Annotated in this window: 16 protein-coding genes; 6 read left to right on the top strand and 10 right to left on the bottom strand. The window is 73.3% G+C overall.

Features of this window, described 5'->3' with window-relative positions; translation table 11 throughout:
- Window positions 1-8: 8 nt before the first annotated feature.
- A complete protein-coding gene (locus KYT88_RS00615) occupies window positions 9-1,547 on the bottom strand; it encodes a DHA2 family efflux MFS transporter permease subunit (protein ID WP_182480779.1) in 1,539 nt (512 codons plus the stop codon).
- An 80-nt stretch (window positions 1,548-1,627) separates the two neighbouring features.
- Here KYT88_RS00615 and KYT88_RS00610 point away from each other — a divergent pair, with 80 nt between their 5' ends.
- Window positions 1,628-2,383 carry a TetR/AcrR family transcriptional regulator gene (locus tag KYT88_RS00610; RefSeq protein ID WP_237583721.1) on the top strand — a complete coding sequence of 252 codons (756 nt, stop codon included), beginning with the start codon at window positions 1,628-1,630 and terminating at the stop codon, window positions 2,381-2,383.
- A gap of 18 nt (window positions 2,384-2,401) precedes the next feature.
- Here KYT88_RS00610 and KYT88_RS00605 read toward each other — a convergent pair whose 3' ends face one another.
- From KYT88_RS00605 to KYT88_RS00585, 5 genes are all read right to left on the bottom strand, one after another.
- Window positions 2,402-3,688 carry a Fic family protein gene (locus KYT88_RS00605; RefSeq protein ID WP_043582896.1) on the bottom strand — a complete coding sequence of 429 codons (1,287 nt, stop codon included), beginning with the start codon at window positions 3,686-3,688 and terminating at the stop codon, window positions 2,402-2,404.
- A 91-nt stretch (window positions 3,689-3,779) separates the two neighbouring features.
- Window positions 3,780-5,087 carry an LLM class flavin-dependent oxidoreductase gene (locus tag KYT88_RS00600; protein WP_043582895.1) on the bottom strand — a complete coding sequence of 436 codons (1,308 nt, stop codon included), beginning with the start codon at window positions 5,085-5,087 and terminating at the stop codon, window positions 3,780-3,782.
- 2 nt (window positions 5,088-5,089) lie between these two features.
- The gene (locus tag KYT88_RS00595) at window positions 5,090-6,448 is read right to left on the bottom strand and encodes an O-acetylhomoserine aminocarboxypropyltransferase/cysteine synthase family protein (protein ID WP_119374113.1); all 1,359 of its coding nucleotides are present in this window, start codon (window positions 6,446-6,448) and stop codon (window positions 5,090-5,092) included.
- Between the two features lie 2 nt (window positions 6,449-6,450).
- Entirely contained in the window at window positions 6,451-7,638 is a 1,188-nt protein-coding gene (locus KYT88_RS00590) for a cobalamin-independent methionine synthase II family protein (protein WP_237583720.1), read from the bottom strand.
- Window positions 7,635-8,936, bottom strand: a complete 1,302-nt coding sequence (locus tag KYT88_RS00585) for a MalY/PatB family protein (RefSeq protein WP_081840870.1) — start codon at window positions 8,934-8,936, stop codon at window positions 7,635-7,637. The genes KYT88_RS00590 and KYT88_RS00585 overlap by 4 nt, the downstream gene beginning before the upstream one ends.
- Before the next feature lie 197 nt (window positions 8,937-9,133).
- On the opposite strand from KYT88_RS00585, the gene KYT88_RS00580 reads away from it, so the two are divergent.
- Entirely contained in the window at window positions 9,134-9,310 is a 177-nt protein-coding gene (locus KYT88_RS00580) for a hypothetical protein (protein WP_156032161.1), read from the top strand.
- Between the two features lie 93 nt (window positions 9,311-9,403).
- Entirely contained in the window at window positions 9,404-10,744 is a 1,341-nt protein-coding gene (locus KYT88_RS00575; RefSeq protein WP_043582892.1) for a glycosyltransferase, read from the top strand.
- A gap of 50 nt (window positions 10,745-10,794) precedes the next feature.
- Here KYT88_RS00575 and KYT88_RS00570 read toward each other — a convergent pair whose 3' ends face one another.
- Both KYT88_RS00570 and KYT88_RS00565 read right to left on the bottom strand, forming a co-directional pair.
- Window positions 10,795-11,151, bottom strand: a complete 357-nt coding sequence (locus KYT88_RS00570; RefSeq protein WP_043582891.1) for a hypothetical protein — start codon at window positions 11,149-11,151, stop codon at window positions 10,795-10,797.
- Between the two features lie 82 nt (window positions 11,152-11,233).
- Window positions 11,234-12,613 (bottom strand): NAD-dependent succinate-semialdehyde dehydrogenase, encoded by a 1,380-nt coding sequence (locus KYT88_RS00565; RefSeq protein WP_043582885.1) that lies wholly within the window; start codon window positions 12,611-12,613, stop codon window positions 11,234-11,236.
- Between the two features lie 114 nt (window positions 12,614-12,727).
- Here KYT88_RS00565 and KYT88_RS00560 point away from each other — a divergent pair, with 114 nt between their 5' ends.
- From KYT88_RS00560 to KYT88_RS00550, 3 genes are all read left to right on the top strand, one after another.
- Window positions 12,728-12,919 carry an antitoxin VbhA family protein gene (locus tag KYT88_RS00560; protein ID WP_043582883.1) on the top strand — a complete coding sequence of 64 codons (192 nt, stop codon included), beginning with the start codon at window positions 12,728-12,730 and terminating at the stop codon, window positions 12,917-12,919.
- 10 nt (window positions 12,920-12,929) lie between these two features.
- Window positions 12,930-13,613 carry a Fic/DOC family protein gene (locus KYT88_RS00555; protein WP_043582882.1) on the top strand — a complete coding sequence of 228 codons (684 nt, stop codon included), beginning with the start codon at window positions 12,930-12,932 and terminating at the stop codon, window positions 13,611-13,613.
- Between the two features lie 135 nt (window positions 13,614-13,748).
- On the top strand, window positions 13,749-14,609 hold the full coding sequence (locus KYT88_RS00550) for a helix-turn-helix transcriptional regulator (RefSeq protein WP_043582881.1): 861 nt from the start codon (window positions 13,749-13,751) through the stop codon (window positions 14,607-14,609).
- A gap of 33 nt (window positions 14,610-14,642) precedes the next feature.
- On the opposite strand, the gene KYT88_RS00545 is transcribed toward KYT88_RS00550, so the two are convergent.
- Both KYT88_RS00545 and KYT88_RS00540 read right to left on the bottom strand, forming a co-directional pair.
- Window positions 14,643-15,143, bottom strand: coding sequence for a hypothetical protein (locus tag KYT88_RS00545; protein ID WP_043582879.1), 501 nt, complete (start codon window positions 15,141-15,143; stop codon window positions 14,643-14,645).
- 179 nt (window positions 15,144-15,322) lie between these two features.
- Window positions 15,323-16,855 carry a SulP family inorganic anion transporter gene (locus KYT88_RS00540; RefSeq protein ID WP_043582877.1) on the bottom strand — a complete coding sequence of 511 codons (1,533 nt, stop codon included), beginning with the start codon at window positions 16,853-16,855 and terminating at the stop codon, window positions 15,323-15,325.
- Window positions 16,856-16,910 lie beyond the last annotated feature (55 nt).

Below are 16,910 nucleotides of genomic sequence, written 5' to 3'. Positions count from 1 at the left end.
CGGGTGGCCTAGTGCGCCGCGACGCCCTCCGGCAGCGGCTCCGCCGGGCGACGCACGAAGAACGACGCGACGATGGCGGCGAGCGAGATGAACCCGCCGATCATGAAGGCCGCCTGCACGCCCGCCGCGGTGGCCGTGACCTCCGACTGACCGTCGGCGAGGCCCGCGACCGTCGTGGTGGTGAGCACCGTGACGAACAGCGCGGTGCCGGCGGCGCCCGCGAGCTGCTGCATCGTGGATACCGTCGCGCTGCCGTGCGAGTAGAGGCGCGGCGGCAGGGATCCGAGGGCCGAGGTGAGCAGCGGCGTGAACATGAACGCGAGCCCGGCGTTGAGCACCAGGTGCACCGCGATGACCCAGCCGATGGACGTGCCCTCGTGCAGCATCGTGGTCATGCCCCAGAGGGCGATGCTCACGACGATGGCGCCGGGGATCACGAGCGGGCGCGGCCCGACGCGGTCGAACAGGCGGCCGACGATGGGCGACAGGATCGCCATCAGCGCGCCGCCGGGGAGCAGCAGCAGGCCGGTCTCGAGCGTGCCGAGCTGCAGCACGTTCTGCAGGTAGAGCGGCAGGACGATGAGGCTGCCGAACAGCGCCATCATGCTGACGCTCACCATGATGATCGCGACCACGAACGGGCGGCTGCGGAAGGTGCGCAGGTCCATCAGGGCGCGGTCCTGGCGCTGCAGCGAGATCTGGCGGGTGATGAACGCGGCGAGCGCGAGCACGCCGACCGTGATCGGGATCCACAGCGGCAGCGGCGCGTCGCCCTCGGCCGACTCGCCCAGGCTCGAGAGGCCGAAGATCAGGCCGCCGAACGCGAGCGTGGAGAGCACGACGGAGAGGATGTCGAACGGCAGCTTCCGCGGGGTGGTGAGGTTCGTGATCTTCCAGAGGCCGAGCGTGAGGGCCACGAGCGCGATGGGCAGCACGATCCAGAACATCCAGCGCCACGACAGCGAGCTGAGGATGAGGCCGGACACCGTCGGGCCGATCGCCGGGGCGACCGCGATGACGATGGAGATGACGCCCATGAGGCGGCCGCGGCGCGCGGCGGGCACCAGGTTGAGGACGGTCGTGAACAGCAGCGGCATCATGATCGCCGTGCCGCTCGCCTGCACGATGCGGCCCACGAGCAGGATCCCGAAGCCGGGCGCGATCGCGGCGATGAGCGTGCCGAGCGAGAACAGCGTCATGGCGGCGCCGAAGACCTGGCGGGTGGAGAAGCGCTGCAGGATGAAGCCGGTCGCGGGGATCACGACGGCCATCGTCAGCATGAAGCCGGTGGTGAGCCACTGCGCGGTCGCGGTGGTGATGTCGAGGTCGGCCATGAGGCTCGGCAGCGCCACGCTCATGATCGTCTCGTTGAGGATCACGACGAAGGCGGCGACGACGAGCAGGCCGATGACGAGCGGGGCGCCGTGCGGCAGGCGCTCGTCCTCGGGGGAGACGGCGCGATCGGACGCGGCACGGGACGCGGCGGGCAGCGTCTCGTCGCGAGAGGTGGCGTCGCGCCGGGTGTCGGCGGTGGGCGGCGTGGTCATGGGGTGTCTCCGGGGAGTGGATGGCGGGGCGCACGCGACGCTGCGGAGCGGGGACGATCCAGATGTCAGACTCGGACCATGTGGCAGTCTATGACACGAACGGCGGATCCGGCAGGTCGGATCCGCGGGAGGCGGACGACGGCATGGGCACGGTGAGCGAGACGGCGGACACGGCGGACGCCGAGAGCGCGGGCGGCACGGCTGACGGCGCGACCGGCGCCGCGACCGGCCTCCGCGAGCGGCGGCGCATGGCGACGACCACCGAGATCAGCGAGGCGGCGCTCGCGCTCTTCGAGCAGCGCGGCATGGCGGCCACGACGATCCACGACATCGCGCAGGCCGCGGGCGTCTCCGACCGCACGTGCTTCCGCTACTTCCCGAGCAAGGAGGAGTCGGTCCTCACGCTGCACCCCGTCTTCGACGCGCCGCTCGACGCCTGGCTCGCCGAGGTCGACCGCGGATCCGCGCCGCTCCCCCAGCTCGAGGCCGTCTACGAGCAGGTGCTCGCGAGCCTCGACGGCGACCTCTCCGCCATCGCCCACCAGCAGCTGCGCGTGCGCCGGCTCATGGCCGCGGAGCCGCAGCTGCGGTCGACCGCGGTCTCCCTCGACGCGACGCGCTCGTGGGAGCTGGCCGAGCGGATCACGACGGCGTTCGGCGGCCGCATCACGGCGCAGGAGGCCCGCCTCGTGACGGAGCTCGCCGGCGTCGCCGTGCGCGCGGCCTTCGACGAGTGGGCGGATGCGCGCACGGCCGGCCTCGACGCGACCCTCGTCGCGTCCTATGCCGCGGTGCGCCGCCGGCTGCGCGACATCGCGGGCACGGGCGCGGCCTGATCGGCCGATCCCGACTGCTCAGTCCCCTGCCGGATCGCCATCGCGGAATCGACCGAGCACGGTTTCGTCCGGGGCAGGCGGGCCCTCATGTGGGCGTCGCACCGCCGTATCGACACCACCGACGCGGTTGCTCCGCTCACTGAGGGCCACGAGCGCGAGATGGCGATCCGCCGTCCAGCAGACGAGGCGCCCCTTCTGGTCCTTGTTCCGCGCGAGGACACCCGCGTCGGCCAGTTGGGTGAGCGCCCGGTGCGCGGCGACTCGTGACACACCATGGGTGCGTGCGGCGCTCTCCTCCGTGAGGACCGGGTCGGTGGCCAGCCGACCGAGGATGCGCAGGACGACCGCGTCCGCTCGAGGTCGCGCAGGGGCCCGGCCCTCCTGGCGCCGATGCTCCACGAGTCGCTCCACGCTCTCCCGGTCGAGCCGGGCGACGTCCTCCGCGAGGCGCACCGCGGTGCCGGCGGCCAGCTCCGCAGCCTCGGCGAAGGCACGCACCCACTCGTCGACGCGGCCCGCTCGGAAGGCGGTGAGCCCCGCGATGTAGGCGCCCGCGTCCGCGGAGAGGACCGTCGAGATGGGGATCAGGATGTCCCGCACCGCGTCACCCCGCCGCAGGACCGTGTGGATGAGCGCGCGACCCGTGCGGCCGTTCCCGTCGATGAAGGGGTGGATCGTCTCGAACTGGGCGTGCGCGATGGCCGCCCGCACGACCGGGTTCCCCTCCGTGGACGTGCAGAAGCGGGCGAGATTCTGGAGGAGACGGCGGACCTCGCCCTCCGGCGGCGGCACGAAGTCCGCACGCAGCGGGGACCAGCCGGATCCCCCGACCCAGTTCTGCTCCGTCCGGATCCCCTCGGCGAGCGAGGGCTCGATGACGTGCTGGAGCGCCTCGAAGTCCGGGACGGTGATCCTGCGCTGTCGATCCGCGAGGGCGGCGATCGCGTCCTCGGTGGCCCGCACGTTGGCGATGACGTCGAGGGCGACCCGCGTGCCCTGCTGCAGCAGCTCGGCGATCGCGAGTCGCTTCGGAGTGACGCGGTTCCCCTCGATCCATGACGAGGAGATGCTCTCCGACCGGATGAGCAGGTGGTTGAGGTAGCCGGCTCGGCGACCGATCCGCTCGTCGGCTCTCGCCAACACCGCGAGGGCGTCGGTCGCGGCATCCTCCGCTTCGCGCCCGAGCTGCGGGAGGGAAGTGGGGAGCTCCTCGGGCACGAACGCCCGATAGACGCCCCGCGCGCGATCACGGCGGCTGAGGTGGGCGGAGTCCTGCGGATCCCAGACGAGCTCGACGTACGACACCTGCGGCCCCCTTCCGTCTCCCCCTCGTCGTGGTTATTAACTTTAGTACTAATAGAAGTATCAGCAGCCGACGCGATGCATGCCTACCGCCTCAGCCGAAGAGGTTCGCCCGCAGGCCGCCCGACGCCAGCTCGTCGCGGAGGATGCCGCGGCGGCGGAGCACGGGCACGAGGTCGTCGAGCATGCGGTGCAGCGTGACCGGGTGCAGGTCGCCCGAGAAGAGCAGGCCGTCGTTGTCGGCGTCGTCGCCGAGCTCCTCGACGAAGTCGGCGAACGCCTCGGCCGTGCCGACGAACCCGGCGCGCTCCGCGACGAGGCCCTTGCGCGCCTTGCGGGTGAGCAGCTCGCGGAGCGGCGCATCCTCGGTGCCGCCGTAGAGGCCCGCGATGGTGCCGTGCGAGACGTGCTCGCCGAAGACGCCGCGGTCCACCGGCCGGTCGAGGTCGAGGCCCGTGAGGTCGGTCTCGAGATCGCTCGACCAGCCGAGCGCGATCGCCCGCAGCTGCGCGTCGGTCGGGTGGCGCGACGCGTCCACGACCCGGCGCGCCTCCTCCTCGCTCGCCACGATCTCGGGCTTCACGACGAAGAGGATCCGCATGTCGCCCGGCCCGCGCCCGTGCGCGGCCGCCGCGTCGAGCACCTTCGCGCGGTAGGCGAGGAGCTTCGCCGGCTCGAGGGGCGCGAGGCCGAGCTGCACGTCGGACTGGGTGCCGGCGAAGGACAGGCCGCGCGGGGATCCGCCGGGCGAGACGATCACGGGGTCGCCGAACTCGGACGGCACGGCGTTGAGCGGCCCGTCGACGGAGAAGTGCGCGCCGCGGTGCTGGAACGCGTCGAGCAGGGATCCGTCGGCGAAGCGGTCGGTGGCCGGATCCTCGACGAGCGCGCCGCCGTCCCAGCTGTGCCAGAGGCGGCGGACCACCTCCATCCACTCGTCGGCGCGGTCGTACGCGCCGTCGTGCGGGAGCGGCGCGAGGCCCACGTGCCGGGCGCTGCCGACGTCGGTGACGAGGTTGATCCCGAACCGCCCCGCGCTCAGGTGCTGCAGCGTCTGCGCCTGCCGGGCCGCGAGGTACGGCGGCGTGATCCCGGCGTTGACCGTCGGCACGAGGCCGATTCGCGAGGTCGCCGCGAAGAGCCACGGCGCGAGCAGCAGCGGGTCGTGCTTGGGGCCGCCGTACGCGCCGCGGACCCGGAGGTCGAGCGTCTCGGGTGAGCCGAGGGAGACGGCGTCCTCCATCACGATGAGCTCGAAGCCGGCCTGCTCCAGCTCGCGCGCGGACTGCTGGTAGAGATCCGGGCGGGTCCAGTCGTGGTTCCACTCGCGGTACGGGTGGCCCCAGCCCTGCGGGCCGAAGCCGCGGGACAGGAACCAGCCGAGGTGCTGGCGGCGGGCCACTGTCAGGATCCGATCGCGCGCGCGGCGTCGAGGCCGCGCTCGAGGTCCCGGAGGATGTCGGCGATGTCCTCGATGCCGATGGACACGCGCAGCAGCCCCGGCCAGATCCCCGCGGCGTCGCGCTCCTCGGGCGTGCGGCCGGCGTGCGTGGTCGACGCCGGGTGCAGCACGAGCGAGCGCACGTCGCCGAGGTGCGTCATGCGGCTGAACAGCCGCACGGCGTCGGTGAAGGCCTCCGCCGCGGGCTCGCCGCCCGCGAGCGTGAACGAGAACACGGATCCCTGCCCGTCGGGCAGGTACGTGAGCGCCAGGTCGTGCGACGGGCTCGACTCCAGCCCCGCGTAGTCGACCGACGACACCTCGGGCCGCGCCTCCAGGAAGCGCGCCACCGCGAGCGCGTTGGCGGAGTGGCGCTCGACCCGCAGCGACAGCGTCTCGATCCCCTGACGCAGCAGGAAGGAGCTGAACGGCGCGGGCGTCGGGCCGAAGCGGGAGGCCACGATCTCACGGGCGTACGCGATGAGCGCGCCGCGGCCGAAGCGGTCGGCCCAGCTCGCGCCGCCGAAGGAGCGCTCGGGCTGGTTCAGGTGCGGGAAGAGGTCGGGACGGGCGGCCCAGTCGAAGGATCCGCCGTCCACCACCACGCCGCCGAGCACCGAGCCGTGGCCCGCGAGGAACTTGCTCGTCGAGTGCACGACGACGTCGGCGCCGTGCTCGATCGGCCGCAGCAGGTACGGGGTCGCGAGCGTGTCGTCGACCACGAACGGCAGGCCGTGGCGGTGCGCGACGTCGGCGATGCCCGCCAGGTCGAGCAGGTCGTTCTTGGGGTTCGGGATGGGCTCGCCGAAGAGCACGCGCGTCTCCGGCGTGATCCGGCTGGCCCACTCGTCGAGGTCGCCGTGGTCGTCCACGAAGTCGACCCCGATGCCGAGCCGACCGAGGTTCTGGCGGAAGAGGCCGCGGTTGCCCTCGTAGATGCTGCTCGAGGAGAGGATCCGGTCGCCGGCCTGCAGGATCGACAGCAGCGCCGTGGTGGTCGCCGCCTGGCCGCTCGCCAGGAGGATCGCCTCGGTGCCGCCCTCGAGCTCGGCCAGCCGCTTCTCGACCTCGTCGGTGGTCGGGTTGCCGTTGCGCGTGTAGAGGTAGCCCTCGTCGACCCCGGCGAAGCGGTCGCGGGCCTCGGCGAAGCTGTCGAAGACGAAGCCGGCGCTGAGGTGCACGGGCGAGACGCGGGCGCCGTGGTCGCCGTCGATCGCGGATCCGGCGTGCACCTGGCGCGTGGTGAAGCCGGCGGCGGCCGGGGCCTCGGCGACCGGGGCGGCGGCGTCGACCGGCGCGGCGGCGCGGATCCCGTCCAGCACGCTCATGCGCCGAACGCCCGACGCGAGGCGATGGCCGCGCCCTCGACGAGCGCGCCGAGCTTCGCCCACGCCACGTCGGTGGCGACGAACTCGTAGCTCGCGAAGGTCGAGAGGCCGCAGTCGGTGCCGGCGATCACGCGGGTCGGGTCGCCCACGGCGTCGACGACCTCGAGGATCCGGTTGGCGATCACCTGCGGGTGCTCCAGGTAGTTGGTGGTCACGTCCACCACGCCCGGGATGAGCACCGCGCCCTCCGGCAGCGGGTGCGCGCGGAACGACGGCGCCTCGTGCTGGTGCGCGGGGTTGCCGAGCGGGAAGCTGAACGCGCCGACGTTCGCCCGGTACAGGTGCGGGAGCAGCACGTCGACGGGCACGTCATCCTGGTGCGGGCCCTGCCAGTTGCCCCAGCAGACGTGCAGGCGCACCCTCTCGCGCGGGATGTCCCGGATCGCGTGGTTGAGCGCGTCGACGTGCAGGTCGACCGCCGCGAGGAACTCCTCGAGGGTGGCGTCGCCGAACTGGATCACCCGCTCCATCGCGAGGTCGGGCGCGTCGAGCTGCAGGGTGTGGCCGCGCGCGACGATGGCGTCGTACTCGAGCTTGAGCTGGTCGGCGAGCGCGAAGACGTAGGCGCGGTCGTCGCCGTAGTGCGGGTTCGCGGCGTCCAGCAGCAGCGTCGTCGAGACGATCCCCGGGGTCGCCGCGGAGAAGAAGGTGCCCGCGGGCCGGAGTCCGTGCCCGGCCTGCACGGCCAGCTCGCGGTCGAAGCCGTCGAGGTCCTCCGTGATCCCGGCGAGCGCGGGGTCGTACTCGAGGAGGCCCTGGGCGACCGGCGGATCCCACACCCGCGCCACATCCGCGCCCTCCACGATCTGCTTCGCCTGGAACGCGGCGTACTCGGGGAACTTGATCGAGTCGAGCGTGGGCTTCCGGTGCCCGGCGCCGCCGAACCCGTCGATGCGCTCGAGCACGTAGGTCGAGAAGCCGACGCGCGGCACCTCGCCGTCGTTCACGATGTCGAGCCCCGTCTCGAGCTGCCGACGCACGGTGTCGGCGACGGCGGACGCGGCGACCTCCGCGAGCTCGTCCGCGTCGAACGCGCGCCGCTGGTCGCGGGCGACGAGCAGCCGGGTCAGCTCGGGCGTGCGCGGGAGGCTGCCGGCGTGCGTGGTCAGGATGCGGTCGGTCATGCGGGTGCTCCTCGGTGGGTGGCGACGTGGGCGGGGATGCGGGCGGGGGCGGATGCGCACAGGGGGTCGGGCGGGGCGTCGGGCGCGGGCGCGGCAGCGACGAGGGGCGCGGCGCCAGCGGGCGCGGAGCCAGGATCCGGAGCGGCCCCGGACCCGACGACCGCCGAGATCCGCCGCACGGCCTCCCGCAGCACGTCGGGATCGCAGGCGAGGTTGAGGCGGGCGTGGCCGGCGCCTCCGGTGCCGTAGCAGTGGCCGGCGTTGAGGGCGACTCGAGCCCTCTTGAGCAGCACCTCGGCGGGATCGGCGCCGAGGTCGAGCGGGCGGAGGTCGAGCCAGGCGAGGTAGCCGGCGGCGGGGCGGTGGTGGACGACGCCGGGCAGGTGCTCGGCGAGGAGGGAGGCGAGGAGCTGGTCGTTCGCGACGATTCGGGCGATGGCATCGTCGAGCCAGTCGGTACAGGAGAACGCGACGACGTTCGCGTGCAGCCCGAGGATGCTCGTGCGACACGCCACCTCCTCGACGAGGCCGTCGAGCAGGGCGTGGGTGCGCGGATCCCCCGCGATGACGAGCGAGCACTTGGCGCCCGCGAGGTTCCAGCCCTTGCTCGCCGAGGTGACGCACACGGAGCTCGCGCCGAGCGCCTCGGCCAGCGGCGCGAACGGCGTGAAGGTCGCGCCCGGGAGCGTGAGCGGCGCGTGCACCTCGTCGCTGATCACGAGCACGTCGTGGCGGGCGGCGAGCCGCGCGACGGCCGCGAGGGTCGAGGCATCGTGCACGAGCCCCATCGGGTTGTGCGGGTTGCAGAGGAGGAACGCGTCGACCCCGGACGCGAACGCGCGCTCGAGCCCCGCGAGGTCGAGGGACGCGCGGCCGTCCGCGACGAGCATCGGCACCTCCTCGACACGTGCTCCGGCCTCCTCCACCAGCTCGAAGAACGGCGGGTACACGGGCGGCGTCACGACCACGCGTCCGCCGCGCGGCACCGCGAGCCGCAGCGTCTCGACGATGCCGACGCTCACGTCGGTGGCGATGCGCACGCGCGACTCGTCGACGATCCACCCCCAGCGCTCGCGGGCGAACCGGGCGAAGGCGGGGGCGAGCGGGCCGGGCCCGTCGAGGTAGCCGACGTCGGACGCGCGCACGCGGCGCACCAGCTCCTCGACGACGGGCTCGGCGATCGCGTAGTCCATCTCGGCCACGAACAGGGGCAGCACGTCCGCGGGGAACCGCGTCCACTTGATGCTCGTGCGCTGGCCCCGGATCTCGTCGATCGGCGCCGTCGTGACCTCCACCATGGCGGCCATGGTGACGCCCGCGGGGCAGCGGCCGCCAGCGAGCGCGTCACACGACGACACGCGCCGGCGTCGGCGCCGCCTCCCGGTCACGCCGCGGTGCGCTGCGTGTGGACAGATCCGCTGACATCCCGGGACCGCTCGCTACGGTGCACCACCTGACCGCGGTCTCCCCGCGCACCCGACCGAGGAGTCCCCGCATGCGTCGTCCCCTGCACCGCCGGCTGCCGCTCGTCTGCGCGGCCGCCACCCTCGGTGCCGGGTGCGTGGCCGCCCTGGTCGTCGGCACGTCCCTCGTGTCGGGCACGGTCGGGCTGCATCGGCTCCTGCTCGCGGATCCGGTCGAGCCCGAGCCCGTCCTGGCCGCCTGCACCTGAGTCGCGGTACCGCCCACCTCCACCTGCCCCGCCACGCCACGCCACGACGACGTGCCCGACCGGCGCGCGCCGCCTTCGAACGGAAGCCCCGACATGCCCTCCTACCTGCTCTGCGCCCCGCCCATCTACGGCCACGTGGCGCCGCTCGTCACCGTGGGACGAGGACTCGTCGCCCGCGGGGCCGACGTCACCCTGCTCACCGGGGAGAAGTACCGCGAGCTGGTCACCGACGCCGGCCTCACCTTCGCCCCGCTGCCCGCCGACGTCGACTTCGACGACGCGCAGCTCGAGGGCCTGCTCTCGGAGGCCTCGGCCGCGCGAGGCGTCGCGGCGATCCGGGAGGGCATGCTGGCGATGTTCGTACGGGTCATCCCCGGGCAGCACCGTGCCCTCCGAGCCCTCCTGGATGCGGGCCGCTTCGACGCGGTGCTCAGCGAGTCGGCGTTCACCGGGCTCTCTCCCTACCTGGCCCTGCCGCGGGCCGAGCGGCTCCCCGTCCTGGGGCTGGCGACCACGCCCGTGACGCTCACGAGCGTCGACGCGGCGCCGTTCGGCGCGGCCCTCCCACCTGGCCGCGGCCCGCTCGGCCACCTCCGCGACCGGGCCCTGAACGCGGCGATCCGCCCGGGCCTCACCCGCCCGCTCCGTCAGGCGGTCGACGTCGTGATGGCCGAGATCGGCGCCCCGCCCGCCCAGACGGACACCTTCGACTTCGCCTACCTCTCCTACGACGGCGTCTTCCAGCTGAGCGTCGCCGAACTCGAGTACCCGCGCCGCGAGCTGCCCGACACGGTGCGCTTCGTGGGGCCGCTCCGCCCGACGACCGGCGGCGCGCACGACGCGGAGCTGCCGGACTGGTGGCCCGACCTGGTCGGCGACCGCCCTGTCGTGCACGTCACCCAGGGCACCATCGACAACGTCGACCTCGGCCGGCTCATCGTCCCGACGCTGCGCGCGCTCGCCGACGAGGACGTGCTCGTGGTCGCGGCCACGGGCGGTCGGCCGGTCGAGGAGGTGGAGCGCGCGTTCGGCGGCCCGCTCCTCGCCAACGCGCGCGTGGCGGAGTTCCTCCCCTACGACCTCCTGCTGCCCCTGTGCGACGCGGTCGTGACGAACGGCGGGTTCGGCGGCGTGCAGCGGGTGCTCGCGCACGGCCTGCCGCTCGTGGTCGCGGGATCCACGGAGGACAAGCCCGAGGTCGCGGCACGCGTCGCCTGGGCCGGGTGCGGCAGGGACCTGCGCACGGGGAAGCCTCGCCCGAGCGCCATCCGGAGCGCGGTGCGCGACGTCCTGACCACGCCGTCGTACCGCGCGCGCAGCCGGGAGCTCGCCACCGCGATCGCCGCGCTCCCGGATCCGCTGGACGTCATCGCCGCCGGGCTGGACGCGGCCGTGGCGGCGCGGCGGGGCCCGTCGGCGACGCACGGCGCGTGAGCGGGCCGGGCGCAGCTGCGAGCTGACTGGCCGGCTAGCTGGCTAGCTGGCTAGTACGGCCGGTACTGCGAGAGCGCGTAGAGGATCCCGCCGATCGCGAGCACCACGGCACCGGACGCGAGCAGCCCGACGGAGGACACCGCGATGCCGCCCCCGATGAGACGCGGCCGCTCCGCCGGATGCCGTCGCGCCTCGCCGATCCCCCGCCTGACGCCCACGATCCCGATCACGAACGTGGCGATCGACACGGCAGCGAACAGCACCGCCCCGATCAGGAGCTGCGGTTGGGGGACCAGCCAGGCGCCCGTGATCGACGCGGCGACCCCCGCCGGCCCGATGAGGCTGAGCCAGTCGAGCCGCCAGGCACGGGATCGGGGGCGGAGAGCAGCGTCGTGCGGATCCGTCACGGGTGAAGGGTATTCGCCGCCCGCGCCTCACGGACGGCTGCGCGCCCCCGCCGCGGCCCGTGCGCCGACGCCCGCCCGCGCCTCACGCGATGCGGATCAGCTTCCGGTTCGCGAACTCGTCGACCGCGTGGCGGCCGAGCTCGCGGCCCGAGCCCGAGCGCTTGACTCCGCCGAAGGGCAGCTCGGCCGCGTCGCCCAGCACGAGGTTGACCCAGACCATGCCCGCGTCGATGCCGTCGGCCACCCGCAGCGCCTGCTCCGGATCCGTCGTGTAGACGTACGAGCCGAGACCGAACGGGGTGTCGTTGGCGAGCGCGACCGCCTCCTCCTCGGAGCGCACGCGGTAGAGCGCGGCGACCGGGCCGAAGAACTCCTCGCGATAGGCGTCCATCTCGGGGGTCACGTCGGCGAGCACGGCCGGCGGGAAGAGGTTGCCGACGGGCTCGCCGCTCGCGAGGAAGGTCGCGCCCTGCGCCACCGCGCGGGACAGCTGCTCCGTGAGGCGCTCGGTCGCGGCGCGCGAGGAGAGCGGGCCGAGCAGGGTGCCGTCGGCCATCGGATCCGCGGGCTGGGCCGCCGTGAGCTGCGCCGTGAATCGCGCCGCGAACTCGTCGTAGAGGTGGTCGATCACGATGAAGCGCTTGGCGCCGTTGCAGGACTGGCCGTTGTTGTCGAGGCGCGCGTTGACGGCGTCCGTGACGGCCGCGTCCAGGTCGTCGGTCGACAGCAGGATGAAGGGGTCGGATCCGCCGAGCTCGAGCACGACCTTCTTGAGGTGCCGGCCGGCGATCTCCGCGACGGCGGCGCCCGCCCGCTCGGATCCCGTGACGGAGACGCCCTGCACGCGCGCGTCGGCGATGACGCCCTCGATCTGCGCGTTCGACGCGAGCACGCTCACGTAGACGCCCGCGTCGGCGCCGAGCTCGGCGGCCGCGTCGCGGTACATCCTCTGGATCGCCGCGGCCGACTCGGGGCACTGCGGCGCGTGCTTGAGCAGGATCGCGTTGCCGGTCACGATCGCGGGTCCGACGAACCGGGCCACCTGGTAGTAGGGGAAGTTCCACGGCATGATCCCCAGCAGCACGCCGAGGCCCGAGCGGCGCACGAACGCGGATCCGGTGCCGTCGGCGAGCTCGATGGCCTCGTCCGCGAGGAACTCCTCGGCGTTGCGCGCGTAGTAGCCGAGGATGTCGGCGGCGAAGTCGACCTCGCCGAGGGCCTGGTCGAGCGGCTTGCCCATCTCGCGCACGATGATCCGGGCGAGCTCGTCGCGGCGCTCCATGTGCAGCTCGGCGACGCGCGCGACGAGGGCGGCGCGCTCGGCGATCGTGGTGCGGCGCGACCAGCCGCGGTACGCGCCCTCGGCCGCGCCGATGGCCTCCTGCAGCTCCTGGTCGGTGATCTCGGGATGCTCGGCGACGGTCTCGCCGGTGGTCGGATCGGTGACGGCGTAGCTGCTCATGGGGGCTCCTCCTCGAACGCCGCGCGGGTCACGCGGGTGGGCCCACGATATCGAGCGGCCCCGGTTCCGCCGGGGTCGCGCCGGTACGATCGGGCATCGAGGATCGGAGTGCGGATGCCGGAGGATCGGGATGGCGCCGGGCGCGAGGAACGCCGCCGTCGTGTGGAGGACGCCGCGCACAGCGGCGAGATGGAGGGGCTGCACCTCACCCCCGGCACGTCGGAGGACGCCGGCGAGTACGTCGCGGGGCGCATCGACGCCGCGGAGCTGCGCGAGCGCGTCCGCGCCCGATACGGCATCGGCTGACCCACGCGCGATGGACGGCTTCGTCGATCCGTACGTGGACCCGGCGACGGGGATCCTCCGCAACCGCGTGGGCGCGCGGACGCGCGCCGAGCTCGACCGGGCGGAGGGCGACCTCTCCTTCGCCGCGATGATCGAGCTCCTGACCCGACCGCCGCGTCCGACGGGAGACCTCACGGAGCTCCGCGCCATCCACCGGGGTCTGTTCGCCGACGTGTACGACTGGGCCGGGGAGATCCGCACCGTCGACATCCGCAAGGACGCGGAGGGCGCGGAGTTCTTCCTCCCGGTCTCGATGATCGACCGGGCGGCCTCCTTCACGGCGGAGGAGCTCCGCGCGGACGGCATGCTCCGGGGACTCGACCGCCAGCGGTTCGTGCAGAGGCTCGCGCATCACTACGACCAGCTCAACTACATCCACCCCTTCCGCGAGGGGAACGGGCGGACTCAGAGGCTCTTCTGGGATCGCGTGGCTCGGGATGCCGGGTGGCAGCTGGACTGGCGTCGCGTGTCCGGCGCGGAGAACGACCGGGCGTCGCGCATCGCGTCCGAGAGCCGTGACCTCGGTCCCCTGTGCGCGATGCTCGAGACGGTGGTCGTCCCTGCAGCTCCCCGGCCCCGAGCGGCCGCCGCTGCTCGGGATCGGAGCAGGCCGGGTGGCCGGGGCCCGGCTCGGGACACCGACCGCGGGCGCTGACCCGGGTGCGGGAACGGGGAACCCCCACCGCCCCGTTCACGTCCCTGCCCTTGAGCCGGGCCCGGGTCTGTGGGACGTTCATGGAGGGGAGGACGCATCGTCGTCGCCCCGCGCGCATTCCTGGGGGGGGATCCGATGAGCGACGTCCGGGGTGCCGAGCAGACGAGGGCCATGCGCCCGGGACAGCCGCTGGGGCTCCGGCTCGACGCCCGCGTCGACGAGTTCCACGCGCTGCTGCTGCAGTGCCCGCTCGACGAGGTCCGGCCCGCCGGCCGTGACTGGCTGCGGCTGCGATACGAGGAGATCGTGCCGCTGGTGCTCGGATCCGCGCTCTCGTCCGTCGAGCACGGCCGCCCGCTCCCCGCCGCCTGCCTCGACGACCTGCGCGAGGTCGCCCGGCGGAGCGCCGCCGAGCCCGACGTGGACCTCTCCGTCGCCCTCCGCGGGGCCCTGCCCGCGCTCCGCGTCTTCGCGCTAGTGATGCAGGCTGCCGTCGCCGAGCGGAACGGGATGCTCATCGTCGCGATGGCCCGGGCCTCGCACGTGGCGCACGAGCTCGGCACGTGCTGGGTGGAGGCGTGGGCGCAGCACCGCGCGGAGGACGCCGCCCGGCCTGCGGTGCCGGCCGCCGTGCCGGTCGTCGTGACCGTGCCCGGGCCGGCCGCCGCGGATCCGGCAGCGGAGCCCGAGCTCGACCTCGTGGCCCGCGCCCCCGACCTCGACGACGTGGAGGAGCGGATGCTCGCGCTCACCGCGTACGGCATGTCGAACGACGAGATCGCGCGGGCCACCTCGTACAGCAGGCAGGCCGTCGCCTGGCACCTCGGCCGGCTGATGCGCAGCTGGAACGCGCCGAACCGCACGGCGCTGGTGTCGGTCGCGTTCGTGCGCGGGGTGATCCGGTCGCGGCGCGTGCGGCGACCCCGCGGCGCGGCGGCGCAGCCCCGGGCCATCACGGGCACGACGGACGACCGCCCCGCCATCCCAGGAGGATGACGGGGCGGTCGCGGTGCAGCGCTCTCGAGGGGATCAGCCGCCGTTGATGCTGATGACGTTGTCCGTCTTCACCTGGTTGCCGAGCACGCCCCAGTTCAGGAAGCCGCCGTCGCCGTTGTTGGTGACGCGACCGGGCCCGTCGAACCAGTAGATGACGTAGCTGCCGCCCTTGATGTCGATGGGCTGCGCATCGACGATCGCGCCGGTGACGTCGATGGGCTGGTTCTTGTTGACGACCGCGACCGTGAGGCGGTCGGGGTTGCCCGCGTTGTAGTAGCCCACGTCGAGCGCGGCGAGCACGGCGCCGTTGCGGTCGCCCTGGTCGTTCACCGCGGCGCTGACCGCGGCGATGATGGCGACGGGATCGAGGTTGACGCTGCCCGTGATGGGGCTGTTCACCTCGCTGGACGCAGCGGGCGCCGGCTCAGCGGCCTGGGCGGGGGCCGCGGCGAATCCGCTGAGCCCGGCGATCAGGGCGCCGCTCAGGGTGGCCGCGGCGATGGTCTTCGTGGTCTTCGACTTCAGCTTGCTCATGATTTCGTCCTCTTCCATAGGGGTTCGGATTGATCTGTCGTGTTGTCGAAACGGTGTTGCCGACGAGGAAGAGACTGCGGCAGCGGATGCGCGGGCGCACGCGTCCGGGGCGGTCGTTGGTCGGTCGTCCAACGTCCGGCCGGACCCGGCCCGGCCGGGTGTATCGGGGCCAGCCCGGGTCAGTGCCCCGCGCCGAGCTCCCCCGCGAGGCGGCCGTGCATCGCGGCGGATGAGGCGTTCATCCCGCTGATGACGGCCCGCTTGCCGTGGCGCTCGTACTTGTGGGTGATGGCGTCGAGGGCGGCGACGGTCGAGGCGTCCCACACGTGGGATCCGGTCATGTCGATCACCACGCGCTCGGGGTCGCCCGCGTAGTCGAACTGGGTGGTGAGGTCGTTGCTGGAGGCGAAGAACAGCTCGCCGACGACGGCGTAGTGCGCGACCGGGGCACCGTCCTCGTCGGTGCGCTCCGTGCGCTCGACCGTGGCGAAGTGGGCGACGCGGCGGGCGAAGACGATCATCGCCGCGATCACGCCGACGATGACGCCGATCGCGAGGTTGTCGGTGAGCACCACGACGATCACCGTGAGCACCATGACGAGCGTCTCGCCCACCGGCATGCGGCGCAGCGTCGACGGCCGGATGCTGTGCCAGTCGAACGTGCCGACCGAGACCATGATCATCACGGCCACGAGCGCGGCCATCGGGATGATCGCGACGACGTCGCCGAGGCCGACCACGAGGATCAGCAGGAAGACGCCCGCGAGGAACGTCGAGATGCGGGTGCGGGCGCCGGAGGCCTTCACGTTGATCATCGTCTGGCCGATCATCGCGCAGCCGCCCATGCCGCCGAACAGGCCCGAGAGGATGTTCGCGCCGCCCTGGCCGAGCGTCTCGCGGGTCTTGCGCGACGGGGTGTCGGTGATGTCGTCGACGAGCTTGGCGGTCATCAGCGACTCGAGGATCCCGACGAGTGCCAGCGCGAGCGCGTACGGCGCGATGATCCGCAGCGTGTCGAACGTGAGCGGCACGTCCGGGATGAAGAGGGTCGGCAGGCTGTCGGGCAGCGCGCCCTCGTCGCCCACGGTCGGCACGGCGAGCGCGGTGACGACCACCGCGACGGTGACCACGACGATCGCGACGAGCGGCGCCGGGACGACCTTCGTGATCCGCGGCATCAGCACGATGATCGCGATGCCGACGGCCACGAGCGGGTAGACGAGCCACGGCACGCCCACGAGGTTCGGGATCTGCGCGGAGAAGATGAGGATCGCGAGCGCGTTGACGAAGCCGACCATCACCGAGCGCGGGATGAAGCGCATGAGCTTCGCGACGCCGAGGAGGCCCAGCACGATCTGCAGGAGCCCGCCGAGGATCACGGTGGCGATGAGGTAGTCGAGGCCGTGGTCGCGGACGACCGGCGCCACGACGAGCGCGACGGCGCCGGTGGCGGCCGTGATCATGGCGGGCCGGCCGCCGAGGAACGCGATGGCGACGGCCATCACGAAGGAGGAGAAGAGGCCGACGCGCGGATCCACGCCCGCGATGATCGAGAACGAGATCGCCTCGGGGATCAGCGCGAGCGCGACGACGAGGCCGGCGAGCACCTCGCGGCTGAGCAGGCGGGGGCTCCGCAGCGCCTGGAGGACGGTGGGGCTGGGGTGGCGCACGGGCGGCGCGGGGACGGTGGGGATGGCTGTTCCTGAGGCCATGGAGGGGCTCCGTTCTGTCGCGGGCTGCGCGCCCGCTCTGATGAGGTTCGAGGGC

Origin of the sequence: Clavibacter sp. A6099 (assembly GCF_021919125.1) — a bacterium.
Taxonomy (GTDB): domain Bacteria; phylum Actinomycetota; class Actinomycetes; order Actinomycetales; family Microbacteriaceae; genus Clavibacter; species Clavibacter seminis.
Note: the sequence above shows the minus strand (reverse complement) of the source record. Positions and strands in the feature narration are given on the sequence as shown.